Here is an 11,567-nt window from a genome sequence, read left to right on the forward strand (position 1 = left end):
CCGAAATGTTAAAAATAGAACTTTTCTATCAAAATATTTGCAATTGTAAATATTTTCTTTTATATTTGCCACATCTTTATTTGCGATTTCGGAATTATCGAAATCATTTTTGGGTTGGTGCGTCCTGTATCAACCCTTTTTTTGTTTCGTCTGAAAGTATAGTCAGGGCTCGTAATTGAATGTCTAATATCGCTTATCTTCTTTGTTTTGTGAGTGTTAAGCCAATTAATTGTAGATTTTGACTTGATAAAAAAAGTTAATTGTTTTGTGTTATACCATATTAAATGAAAGATATATCGACAGAAAGTAGTAACTTTGCAGCCGCTACTACGTGATAGTGGCATAAAATTCAAACCTAATAAAACATTAAACAACAACAAAATGGCAACAAAAATCAGATTGCAGCGCGGCGGTCGTAAAGGCTATGCTTTCTATCGTATCGTTATCGCTGACTCAAGAGCACCACGTGATGGTAGATTTACTGAAAAGATTGGTACCTACAATCCTAACACCAATCCGGCCACGGTGGATTTGAATTTCGAACGCGCTCTCTACTGGGTAGAGACCGGAGCACAACCAACAGATACCGTTCGCAACATCCTTAAGGCTGAGGGCGTGTATATGATGAAGCACTTGCGCGGAGGCGTTAAGAAAGGTGCATTCGATGAGGCTGCTGCTCAGACAAAGTTCGACGCATGGAAGAATGCAAAGGAGAAGGGTTTTGAGGCTATTCGTGAGAGCGAAGCAAATGCCAAGAAAGAGGCTAAGGCCAAGGAACTCGATGCCGAAAAGAAAATCAACGAGGCAATAGCAAAGAAGGTGGCTGACAAGAAGGCCGCTGAGGCTGCTGCCAAGGCTGAAGCAGAGGCTACTGCAAATGCAGAAGAGGCTGCTGCTGAAGAAACACCGGCAGAGGCTTAATTTCCCTTTCCGTTCAGTACAATAAAAGAAGCGGAGTATCTCCATGTGGGAATACTCCGCTTCTTTTTATGCCCGTTAAGAAATGATTTTCCGGAACACAGAAAAATATAAACGATGAGTGTTGAATGTATGATATTATACCATTCAACACTCATCGTTGGTATATCAAGAGTTCATCGTAAGCAGAAACTCTTCGTTGCTCAATGCTCTTTCCATGCGGTCGTGTATTGTGTCCATTGCTTCCATTGATGTCATGTCGGCAATATACTTTCTTAGAATCCACATTCGGTCGAGCGTTGTTTTGTCTTGCAGCAGGTCGTCACGACGTGTGCTTGAGGCAACGAGGTTCACTGCAGGGAATATTCGCTTGTTGCTCAACGAGCGGTCAAGTTGCAATTCCATGTTACCGGTACCCTTGAATTCCTCGAATATAACCTCATCCATTTTCGAACCGGTATCTATGAGTGCGGTGGCTATTATGGTCAGCGAACCGCCTCCCTCGATGTTACGTGCCGCACCGAAGAAACGCTTCGGCTTTTGCAGTGCGTTGGCATCTACACCACCGGTGAGTACTTTTCCGCTTGCCGGAGCAACGGTATTATAGGCACGTGCAAGACGTGTGATAGAGTCGAGGAATATTACCACGTCATGTCCGCATTCAACCATTCTCTTGGCCTTTTCGAGCACAATGCCGGCTATCTTTACGTGACGTTCAGCCGGTTCGTCGAACGTAGATGCAATTACTTCTGCATTGACAGTTCTTGCCATGTCGGTAACTTCCTCCGGACGTTCGTCTATGAGGAGCATCATAAGGTAAGCCTCAGGATGATTGGCCGCAATGGCGTTGGCAATATCTTTCATGAGAATTGTCTTACCGGTCTTTGGCTGTGCTACAATCAGTGCACGTTGTCCTTTTCCGATAGGAGCGAACAAATCTACTACCCTTGTACTGAGGTTTGTGGTCTTAGGGTCTCCGCAGAGTTCGTATTTCTCATTGGGGAAGAGTGGGGTGAGATGTTCGAAAGGAACGCGGTCGCGAATTTCAGACGGTTCTCTTCCGTTGATTTTGTCGATACTTGTCAATGGGAAATATTTCTCGCTTTCGCGTGGCGGGCGCACATTACATTGCAGCACATCGCCTGTTTTCAGACCATAACGCTTCACCTGGGCGGCAGAAACGTAAACATCATCCGGAGAAGAAAGGTAGTTGTAGTCGCTCGAACGTATAAAGCCATATCCATCGGGCATTATTTCGAGAACTCCGTTTGCCTTTATTATGTCAGAGAAGTCGAAATCATCTTCCTCCACTTCGTCGTTTTGTACCATTGGGATGAACTGCTGTGCCGGTTGCAACGGTTGCATTATAGGCGTGGTGGGATTGTCGAGCATGTCATAGATTGGCATTGCTGCATGGTCTTCTATTGGCAGATCTATTGAGATAATGAAGTCGGTACCGTCTCCGGGATCACCTTCCCAGATGTTGTCTTCAAGTCCGTCATGCTTTATCTCTACGTTTTCATTGTGAGCATTTACCTTGGCCTGAAGTTGCTGTATGAGGTCGTTTTCCTCGTCGGTTTGCTCTGCCGGTGCTTCCGATGCAAACTCTTCTTCCGGTATGAAGTCTTCGCTGTTATCAGAAATTTCTTCTGTATCGTGTTCTTGTTCTATGGCCGGTTCTTCTATTGATTCCATAGAGGGAGCCTCTGATTGCTGCTGTTCCTCCGATGCTTTCCTTGCTTCTTCGGCGGCAATCTCCGCTTTCGATTTTCTTCCGCGTTTCTTTGCGGGAGCCTTTACCGGTTCTTCCATCGGCTTTTCTTCAGCATTGTTTTCGGCCACAGGTTCGGTTGGTTCGACTATGTCTTTGAAAAGTTGTTGCTGTTCTGCCGGTTTCTGTTTCTTTGTATCAAAGTTTTCGCCTTCTTTTCCATTAACAGAATACACTCTGTCAGTCTCTTTTTTCTGTATTCGTGTTCTGCGTCGCTTTGCTCCAAGCGGGTTCTTCTCGCTTTCAAGTACAGCCTGTTTGTCCAGAATGGCGTAAATAAGACTCTGCTGATCGTCATTATCCGTGACATCAGCCTCAATTTCTTTCGCAATATTTCTCAGTTCGGAAATATCTTTAGATGATAATTCGTCTATTGTGTACATACGTAATATTAATATGCAAAATTAAGATTGTTTGTTTGTTTCACGAGTGGAAACAATACGAATGTTTATAAAAACGATGCAAAGGTACGCATTTTTTTTGAAAACACGACTCTTGATTACTGTTTTTATATGGACTATCTGTCCATTTAGTTTTTTTTAACCACAATGGTATTAATCATTGTTTCCGACATTAATAACATTCTATTGATTTTGTATCTATATCTATCAATATACCAAAACAGGCGAAATTGCTAACCAATCTCGCCTGTTTTGCTTTTCAAATTCGCCCAATTTGGTCGGTAATTTCGCCCAAATTACATTCCCTTTTCTTTTGATTACCCATATAATATGAATATTATCAGCCTGAGTTTGGGGATAAGACCTCTCCCCAAAAGATTTCTAACTATCTCGTTTTTTCCACATGTACCGGTAATGCCTGCGGTTTGTTCCCAAAGAAACAATATGCAGTAAATGCTCGTTATTTCACTTCCTGACATCCGGCCTTTATGATTACGATAGCGTCTGCCGGTAGTATCAAGCGATGGTAATAACAGATTTTTATTAAGTTTGGCATTAAAATTCTTGTTAAATTCGTCGATAATACAGAAAAAATCACTAATTTTGTACTCGGTAATCATAGCGGATTTTGTTTGTATTTTGTTGATTTAGAGCACTATAATAGTACAATATTTTTTTGCAAATTACCAAATTTTATGATGAGTTTTTATCACGAATTCTCATATGGAATATAAGAAAAATATGGAACTACAAACAAAACGCCTAATATTGAGGCCGTGGAAGGAAAGCGATACAGAAGCACTGTATAAGTATGCACAGAATCCAAATGTTGGTCCTATTGCCGGTTGGGCACCGCATACAAGTATAGAGAACAGTCGCGAGATTATAAAGACAGTATTATCTGCTCCTGAAACCTATGCAGTTGTATTAAAAGAAACCGGCGAGGCAATCGGCAGTATTGGAATAATGACCGCAAAAAGTGAAATCCACAGTGCAAATATTTCGGACAACGAGTGCGAAATTGGCTATTGGATAGGAGAGCCTTATTGGGGACGAGGGATGATTCCTGAGGCTGTAAAAGAATTACTTAGGTATGCTTTTGAGGACTTACGGCAAAATAAGGTTTGGTGTGGATACTACGATGGCAACGAGAAATCGAAACGAGTACAAGAGAAATGCGGATTCATTTATAGCCATACAGAAGACAATAAGCCTGTTCCATTGCTTAACGAGGTTCGCACAGAGCATTTTACCAAAATCACTTTAAGGGATTGGAAAAACAATATCGATAACTTGAAATAAATATCAAGGGAGATTATGACTAAAATAAACTTAATAATGTTGCTTCTTCCTTTCGTGTTTATGGTTCACGAATACGAGGAAATTATTATGTTTAGACATTGGATTGACAGGAACAGAGAAGAGTTAAGAAAACGCTTCCCTAAAATCGAATCGTTCTTTACGCGACGAGGACTTTTCAACTATTCCACTTCCACGTTCGCCATTGGCACTGTTCACGAGTTCATACTTATTTCTGTCGTTTCGTTTTGCTCCGTATGGACAGTAGAATATCAATGGTGGTTTGCTGCGTTGACAGGATATTCTGTTCACCTTTTAATACATATCCTGCAATGGATTGTATATAGAAAGTATGTGCCCGTTATCATAACCAGTTTCCTAACATTACCTTATTGCTTCTATGCTTTTACTGAATTTTCAAAAATCACAGTTCTATCTTTCTCACAAATGGTTTTATGGGCAACTATTGGGATTGTTCTTACCGTACTAAGTTTGTTTTCTGCATTCTTTTGTATGGGGAAATTTCAACGATGGGAAGAGAAAAGATGAATATAAAATTGACGCAATAATAATTCCAACAGCGTTAGTCACAAAGTGCCAAGAGCCGAAAGGTTTCCGGCACTTTTTTGTTGCCATAAGGAACCGTTGATAAAGAAGATAGTTAATAGGAAAGAGTAACATAAAAACATTTTTTAGGTAACATGGTTTTAAGACAGAACAAGCAAATACCAATCTACGGCATAATAGACATTCGAGAGGTTTTCAACCTACCAAATGTTTATTATTCCTAATTTGTTGATTATTGGCCTTATAAAGATGCAACAATTTATACAGATTACCAAATTTCATGATGAGTTTTATCCTGAACTCGTGTATTTGTTTCTTTATTGTTTTGGGAGTAATACACCATCTAAATAGTCAACTTCGTGCGAAAAACTGGAGAAACGTTGGCGGTTTCGGAAATAATTAATATCTTTGCAAACAAAATTTTGTATTATTACAGAAAACAAAATGTAAGTTTATACTGCTTAAAATCAGTAGATATAAATTTAGTTCTATTCGTAATAAACATAGATATACATAACATTATAATCAAAAAGCATTATGAAAAAGAAATTTATTTGCACCGTTTGTGGTTATATCCACGAAGGAATAGAGGCACCTGAAGAGTGCCCGGTATGTCACGTAAAGGCTGATAAGTTCAAGGAGTTTAATCCTATAGCACTGAGGGGTACTAAGACAGAGCAGAACCTCAAGGATGCTTTTGCAGGTGAGAGTCAGGCACACACAAAGTATCTATACTATGCCTCTAAGGCTAAGAAGGATGGCTTCGAACAGATTGCAGGCTTCTTTGAGGAGACTGCGCGCAACGAGAAGGAGCACGCAAAGATTTGGTTTAAGTTTCTCCACGAGGGTGATATCCCTACAACAACCCAGAATCTCTCTGACGCAGCAGATGGTGAGAATTACGAGTGGACTGATATGTACGAGCAGATGGCAAAGGATGCTATTGAAGAAGGTTTTCCGGAGTTGGCTGTCAAGTTCCGCAGCGTGGGTAAGGTTGAGAAGCACCACGAGGAGCGTTACCGCAAACTTCTGAAGAACATCGAGGACAGTGTGGTGTTCTCTCGTGATGGCAATTGCATCTGGCAGTGCCGCAACTGTGGCCACATTGTTATCGGCAAGAAAGCTCCGGCTGTATGTCCGGTTTGCAACCACCCACAGAGTTTCTTTCAGGTTGAGGAGTCTAACTATTAATTCATCGCAATAGTAATTCTAACAGTGTTAGTTACAAAGTGCCAAGAGCCGAAAGGTTTCTGGCACTTTTTTGTTGCCATAAGAACCGTTGATAAAGAAGATAGTAAATAGGAAAGAGTAACATAAAAACATTTTTTAGGTAACATGGTTTTAAGACAGAACAAGCAAATACCAATCTACGGCGTAATAGACATTCAAGAGGTTTTCAACCTACCAAATGTATATTATTCCTAATTTGTTGATTATTGGCCTTATAAAGATGTAACAATTTATACAGATTACCAAATTTCATGATGAGTTTTATCCTGAACTTGCGTATTTGTTTCTTTATTGTTTTGGGAGTAATTATATTTTTTCAAAAAAAATAAGGAAATGTTTGGAGGTTTTAAAAAAAGGTTGTACCTTTGCACTCGCATTTCAGAAATCTCTATTTTGAATGCGCAAATGATGCACTTGTAGCTCAGTTGGTAGAGCACCTGACTCTTAATCAGGGTGTCCAGGGTTCGAACCCCTGCAGGTGTACAAAAAGGAAAGTTGAATGTTTCAACTTTCCTTTTCCTATATTATCACTTTTATAGTTAGGTGCGGCATGACGAAATTGATTACCTGTTTGCTTCCTTAGCCATTTTGAAGAGCGAGAGGGGGAGATGACAATATCCGTTAGGGTTCTTGTCGAGATAGTCCTGATGATATTCTTCGGCATTATAGAAATTTTCCAAAGGCTTTAGTTCTACGGCTAACTGACTTCCCACCTCCTGTTGCACACGATTATATACTTTTAAAAGTTCGGTCTTGTCGTTTGCATCTTTGAAGTAGATTCCGGTGCGATACTGTGTGCCTATGTCGTTTCCCTGTTTGTTTAGGCTTGTTGGGTCTATAGACTTGAAATACATCTCAGTAAGAAATTCTAAAGTGAGCACTTCTGGGTCATAGACAACTCGTACCGTTTCGGCAAATCCGGTATTGTTGTTGCACACTTCCTTATACGTCGGGTTATCGGTGTTGCCATTTGCATATCCCACTTGTGTTTCTAATACGCCTCTCAACTGCTTGAAATAATGCTCTGTGCCCCAGAAGCATCCTCCTGCGAAATAAATCTCTTTCATGTTCTTATTTTTATTTTGTTTCGGAATAAACTTTAGAGATACGGAATTAACGCAATGGCGAGTGTCTTTTGCCGTAAATCCTTCGCCTTTGAATACATGTCCGAGGTGAGCATCACATGCGGCACATCGTATTTCGGTGCGTATTCCATCTGCATCAGTCAGTCTTTTTACCGCTCCTTTTATCTCGTCGTCAAAACTCGGCCAGCCACATCTTGAGTGGAATTTGTCTGATGAGCGATATAGTTCTGCCCCACAGCGTTTGCATACGTAGGTTCCCTCCTCGAAGAAATCATAATATTCACCGGTGAATGGGCGTTCTGTTCCTTTTTGTTCTATTACGTAACGTTCGATTTCCGTTAATTGATTATATTTCATATTCGTATTGTTTGTTTGTGCTCCGTTGTGCGTACTCTTAGAACATGATACTATGCAGAGCATTGAAAAAAGAAAAATTATTTTTGCCATATATTTCATTCCTTTCATAATCCATATACCTTTTTAAAATGTATTTTGGCAATGGATAATAGTTATAACAACACAAAGATACTATTTTTTCTTTTTTTTCGTTACCTTTGCAACTGAATTTAAATAAAAATAAGAAATGGATAAGATTGTGTTAATTGTAGAACGCCTTATAAATATATGTGGGCTTACCGGTGACATTGTGCCTGTTGTTCGTCATGTCTTGCTTGTATTGATAACCGTTTTCATTGCTTCCATGGCAGGATTGGTGTGTCGTAAAGTAATCGTACCGCTTATTGTGAAAGCCACAAAGAAGACAAAGACAACTTGGGATGATATTCTTCTCAACAAGCGCGTCCTCCTTTCTGCTTCCCACATCGTACCTGCCGTGGTGGTATGGATGCTACTTCCGTGGGTGTTCTATCAGTTCCCGACGGTGCGAATGATTCTTACACGCCTCACGGCAATATATATTACTGTGATGTCGGTTGCTACAATGGTTGTATTTATAGACTCGTTCAAACTCTTCGAGGGTGAGAAGCGCACATCGATGCAGCAGTATCTTTACACTTTTTGCGGCCTACTGAAGATTGTTATGATTTTCATTGCCGTGGTGGTTGTTATTTCAATAGTGATAAACAAGAGTCCGATGGTGTTGTTTGCCGGACTCGGTGCAACATCGGCTATATTAATGTTGGTGTTTCAAGATACCATTATCGGTGTTGTTGCAGGAGTCCGTCTCACAAGCAATGACATGTTGAAGAAAGGTGACTGGATAACAGTTCAGAACACCGGAGTGGACGGAATAGTGGAGGAGATGACACTGACCACGGTTAAGGTGCGTAACTTTGATAATACGATAATGACAATATCACCTAAGACTTTGGTTAATGACTCGTTCCAGAATTGGAAAGGAATGGAGGAGAGTGCGGGCAGAAAAGTAGTGAAACGCCTTTTCTACGACTTCCGTAATGTTGGTATTGTTGATACTGATACACGTTTTGCACTTATTGAAAAGGGATATTTTAAGAATGGAGAGATAGATAAAGAAGCCGTGAATATCACTCTTCTGCGCATGTATGTGGAACGTTGGTTGAAAAATAACAGTGCCGTGAATCCCGATATGATGATACTCGTGCGTCAAGCAGAGGCCACTCAGAACGGACTTGCCGTTGAGTTCATATTCTTCTTGAAAAACAAAGGCGGAGTGCCTTATGAACACGACATCTCCGGAATAATGGAATATGTAATTGCCATAACGCCGGATTTCGGACTGAAGATTTATCAGCAGACGACAATCTGATGTTCTATTGTATTGATGTGATGCACACTTGAAATAATATATTCTCGTTTCTTTGAGCGAATTTAAAATACAACAGATGTCCCAAAACCTTACATATACTACCGAACGACTGACGGCAGACATTTCTGCAAAGGATTATATCGAGCGTTTTCGCAATGTTGATTATTTCGTTGAGTTATGTCGGAAATGTGGCAATTATGGCAAACGCTATGGCTGTCCGCCGTTCGATAAAGAGCAACTTGACATAATCAATAGGTATCAGAATGTGTGGATTATGGGTGTAAAGGTTGTTCCAAACAACCCGATGCTACCGCTAAGTGCCGCTAACGACTTAATGTCGCCTGTTACATGTGAGATGAATGAGGAACTTCTTGAGAAGGAACGTATCTTGGGAGGCTATGCTTTCGGATTCGTAGGAAAGTGTCCTTACTGCGGCGGTGCTACTTGTCTGCGTATAAAAGGCAAGCCGTGTATGCATCCTGACAAGGTGCGTCCGTCTCTTGAAGCATTCGGTTTCGATATGAGTAAGACTGCAAAAGAGTTGCTTGGGCTGGAGATAAAATGGAGCGATGGTGTGCATATACCGGAATATCTCACGTTGGTTTGTGGAATATTCCATTGATAATCATTCTTGCTCTTAGAAATATTACAATGATTAATCATGTTATAGTCTCAATGCCATAGAACCCTATTGTTTCCGAGAAATGCTTATTAATATATACGTAAATACCCGACATCAAGACAGATGCCGGGTTTTTTATTTGTTTTTTATAGCCATGTTCTTATGGCTTCGCCAAAATAAAGGCAATCATTTATTGTTGTTTTCCCAGACGATGGTCTAACATTCCGATGCCGTGGCCTTGGTTGTTGACAAAGAAATCGAGAATTTCTTTCACGCTGCTTTCCTCTTCTACCTGCTCGTCAATGAACTTTGACAACAGATTTGCAGACGCACGGTCTTTTTCTTCATCAGCAACATCGGCCAACTTATTGATGAGGTTTGTCACCTCTTGCTCGTGTTTATATGTCATTTCAAACACTTCCTGTGGGTTCTTAAAGTCTGTCGGAACTGCTTTTATTTCTGTCACATTCGCTTTTCCTCCGCGGCTCAGCACGTAGTTTGCCATTTCCAAAGCGTGCTCTCTTTCTTCTTCACTCTGCCTGAACATCCATGTGGCAAAACCTTTCCATCCGTTTGAACGAAACCAGAATGCCATTTCGAGATAGAGATTGCTTGACCATAATTCTTTTTCGATTTGTGCGTTGAACGCATCTTGCATTTTCTTACTGATTGTCATATTGTTTCTTTTTATATGGTGAATATCAATTATATATTTCTTATCAATACAAATAACAAGTCATTTTTTATCTATTCTTTTTCTTAATCAAACCTATTTATATGTATTATTCCTACAAATATACGTGTTTTCGTCATACAATACAAATATTTAATATTAATTTTTAAAGTAAATCGTTATAATTTTCGTGCCTTTTTGTGATACTTTTTATTACGTTTAATCTTTTCGTTTAAATTCTTTAACTTGTTAAAGTTGAGAGTCTCGAGAAAAAGCAATAAGTTTGCAATCCCTTAAATGAGACTACATAGGCTATGTTAAGCATCATAATACCTATATATAATGTAGAGCAGACACTTGATAGATGTTTGCAAAGTGTTGCTTCGCAGGGATTAGAAGACTGTGAGGTGATAATGGTAGATGATGGTTCGCCGGACGGTTGCAGTGAGATATGCGACCGCTGGGCGGCGAAGGACAGGCGTTTCAAGGCTGTGCATCAGCGTAATGGCGGACTGAGTGCGGCACGCAATACCGGTATTGAGCAGGCTGTTGGCGATTTGCTGACCTTTATTGACTCTGATGATTATCTCGCTCCCGATACGCTTTTGCCATTGTTGCGACGTATGGAGAATGACAACGACATAGATATTTTGGAGTATAACGTTGTGAAGCATGATGGTAAGGGTGTGGAAAAATCTCTCGGTATAGGTGATGCCGAATGGTATGATGTGTCAGATTATTGGTTTTGCGGACATGCTTACGTTCATACTTATTCTTGGAACAAGATTTACAGACGTGCCGTATTCTCCGCTGTTCGCTTTCCGGTGGGAAAGAATTTTGAAGATGTTCATATACTTCCCTTGCTTCTTGACAATGTGAAGGGTAAGGTGGTGACTACTTCGCACGGTGCATATCACTATATTGAGAATCCGAAAGGGATAACTCAGAATGCTACCAACGAAGATTATCAGAGTTTGCTTGACGCACATATCTCATTTCTTGATAGCCATTGCAAGGGAATATGCAGTAGGGATTTGGATTTCTTCGCCGAATATTATGCCCATGTCCTAAACATACAGATAACTGCTTTTTCACGCTACGGAGCAGCGGTGCGATTGCTTGCGATGAGTGATTATGCAGGAAGATGGAGAGTCCGAGGAGTAAATTTGGGAACTGTGGCCACGATGAAGATTGCTTTTGCAAGACTGTTCGGTGTAAAGTCGCTGTGCAGGTTGTTAAAAATGTTGTGACACA

At 40.4% G+C, this 11,567-nt stretch carries 10 protein-coding genes, 1 tRNA gene and 1 pseudogene; 8 read left to right on the forward strand and 4 right to left on the reverse strand.

The annotated features are described in order from the left end of the window. Positions 1-381: 381 nt before the first annotated feature. Positions 382-921, forward strand: a complete 540-nt coding sequence (locus EHV08_RS00290) for a 30S ribosomal protein S16 (RefSeq protein ID WP_126677463.1) — start codon at positions 382-384, stop codon at positions 919-921. 165 nt (positions 922-1,086) lie between these two features. Here EHV08_RS00290 and rho read toward each other — a convergent pair whose 3' ends face one another. Beyond that, on the reverse strand, positions 1,087-3,072 hold the full coding sequence (gene rho / locus EHV08_RS00295; protein ID WP_126677464.1) for a transcription termination factor Rho: 1,986 nt from the start codon (positions 3,070-3,072) through the stop codon (positions 1,087-1,089). 470 nt (positions 3,073-3,542) lie between these two features. Next, positions 3,543-3,710 (reverse strand): annotated as a pseudogene (locus tag EHV08_RS11915) (IS982 family transposase); the annotation flags it as partial. A 121-nt stretch (positions 3,711-3,831) separates the two neighbouring features. Here EHV08_RS11915 and EHV08_RS00300 point away from each other — a divergent pair. The 4 genes from EHV08_RS00300 (at position 3,832) to EHV08_RS00315 (ending at position 6,669) form a co-directional block, all read left to right on the forward strand. After that, positions 3,832-4,392 carry a GNAT family N-acetyltransferase gene (locus EHV08_RS00300; protein ID WP_126677465.1) on the forward strand — a complete coding sequence of 187 codons (561 nt, stop codon included), beginning with the start codon at positions 3,832-3,834 and terminating at the stop codon, positions 4,390-4,392. 15 nt (positions 4,393-4,407) lie between these two features. Beyond that, positions 4,408-4,938: an HXXEE domain-containing protein gene (locus EHV08_RS00305; protein WP_126677466.1), complete on the forward strand. Its 531-nt coding sequence runs from the start codon at positions 4,408-4,410 to the stop codon at positions 4,936-4,938. Between the two features lie 555 nt (positions 4,939-5,493). Beyond that, positions 5,494-6,147: a rubrerythrin gene (gene rbr, locus EHV08_RS00310; protein WP_126677467.1), complete on the forward strand. Its 654-nt coding sequence runs from the start codon at positions 5,494-5,496 to the stop codon at positions 6,145-6,147. A gap of 449 nt (positions 6,148-6,596) precedes the next feature. Further along, positions 6,597-6,669: transfer RNA gene (locus EHV08_RS00315), tRNA-Lys, on the forward strand. An 80-nt stretch (positions 6,670-6,749) separates the two neighbouring features. Here EHV08_RS00315 and EHV08_RS00320 read toward each other — a convergent pair. After that, positions 6,750-7,628, reverse strand: coding sequence for a bifunctional methionine sulfoxide reductase B/A protein (locus EHV08_RS00320; protein ID WP_238987976.1), 879 nt, complete (start codon positions 7,626-7,628; stop codon positions 6,750-6,752). A gap of 226 nt (positions 7,629-7,854) precedes the next feature. Here EHV08_RS00320 and EHV08_RS00325 point away from each other — a divergent pair, with 226 nt between their 5' ends. Both EHV08_RS00325 and EHV08_RS00330 read left to right on the forward strand, forming a co-directional pair. Beyond that, complete coding sequence (locus tag EHV08_RS00325; protein ID WP_126677468.1) at positions 7,855-9,018, forward strand: mechanosensitive ion channel family protein; 1,164 nt, start codon at positions 7,855-7,857, stop codon at positions 9,016-9,018. 76 nt (positions 9,019-9,094) lie between these two features. Then, entirely contained in the window at positions 9,095-9,640 is a 546-nt protein-coding gene (locus EHV08_RS00330; RefSeq protein ID WP_126677469.1) for a DUF2284 domain-containing protein, read from the forward strand. Between the two features lie 190 nt (positions 9,641-9,830). Here the strand turns inward: EHV08_RS00330 and EHV08_RS00335 are convergent, their stop codons facing one another. Beyond that, a complete protein-coding gene (locus EHV08_RS00335; protein WP_126677470.1) occupies positions 9,831-10,316 on the reverse strand; it encodes a ferritin in 486 nt (161 codons plus the stop codon). A gap of 311 nt (positions 10,317-10,627) precedes the next feature. Here EHV08_RS00335 and EHV08_RS00340 point away from each other — a divergent pair, with 311 nt between their 5' ends. Then, positions 10,628-11,563: a glycosyltransferase family 2 protein gene (locus EHV08_RS00340; RefSeq protein WP_126677471.1), complete on the forward strand. Its 936-nt coding sequence runs from the start codon at positions 10,628-10,630 to the stop codon at positions 11,561-11,563. The last annotated feature ends 4 nt before the right edge of the window (positions 11,564-11,567 follow it).

It is taken from the genome of Prevotella koreensis (genome assembly GCF_003977605.1).
GTDB lineage: Bacteria > Bacteroidota > Bacteroidia > Bacteroidales > Bacteroidaceae > Prevotella > Prevotella koreensis.

Bases quoted from the DNA above. Each gene is read 5' to 3' on its own strand.
- EHV08_RS00320 (WP_238987976.1), bottom strand. From the start codon at position 7,628: ATGAAATATAATCAATTAACGGAAATCGAACGTTACGTAATAGAACAA.
- EHV08_RS00290 (WP_126677463.1), top strand. From the start codon at position 382: ATGGCAACAAAAATCAGATTGCAGCGCGGCGGTCGTAAAGGCTATGCT.
- EHV08_RS00335 (WP_126677470.1), bottom strand. From the start codon at position 10,316: ATGACAATCAGTAAGAAAATGCAAGATGCGTTCAACGCACAAATCGAA.
- rho (WP_126677464.1), bottom strand. From the start codon at position 3,072: ATGTACACAATAGACGAATTATCATCTAAAGATATTTCCGAACTGAGA.
- EHV08_RS00300 (WP_126677465.1), top strand. From the start codon at position 3,832: ATGGAACTACAAACAAAACGCCTAATATTGAGGCCGTGGAAGGAAAGC.
- EHV08_RS00305 (WP_126677466.1), top strand. From the start codon at position 4,408: ATGACTAAAATAAACTTAATAATGTTGCTTCTTCCTTTCGTGTTTATG.
- EHV08_RS00325 (WP_126677468.1), top strand. From the start codon at position 7,855: ATGGATAAGATTGTGTTAATTGTAGAACGCCTTATAAATATATGTGGG.
- EHV08_RS00330 (WP_126677469.1), top strand. From the start codon at position 9,095: ATGTCCCAAAACCTTACATATACTACCGAACGACTGACGGCAGACATT.
- rbr (WP_126677467.1), top strand. From the start codon at position 5,494: ATGAAAAAGAAATTTATTTGCACCGTTTGTGGTTATATCCACGAAGGA.
- EHV08_RS00340 (WP_126677471.1), top strand. From the start codon at position 10,628: ATGTTAAGCATCATAATACCTATATATAATGTAGAGCAGACACTTGAT.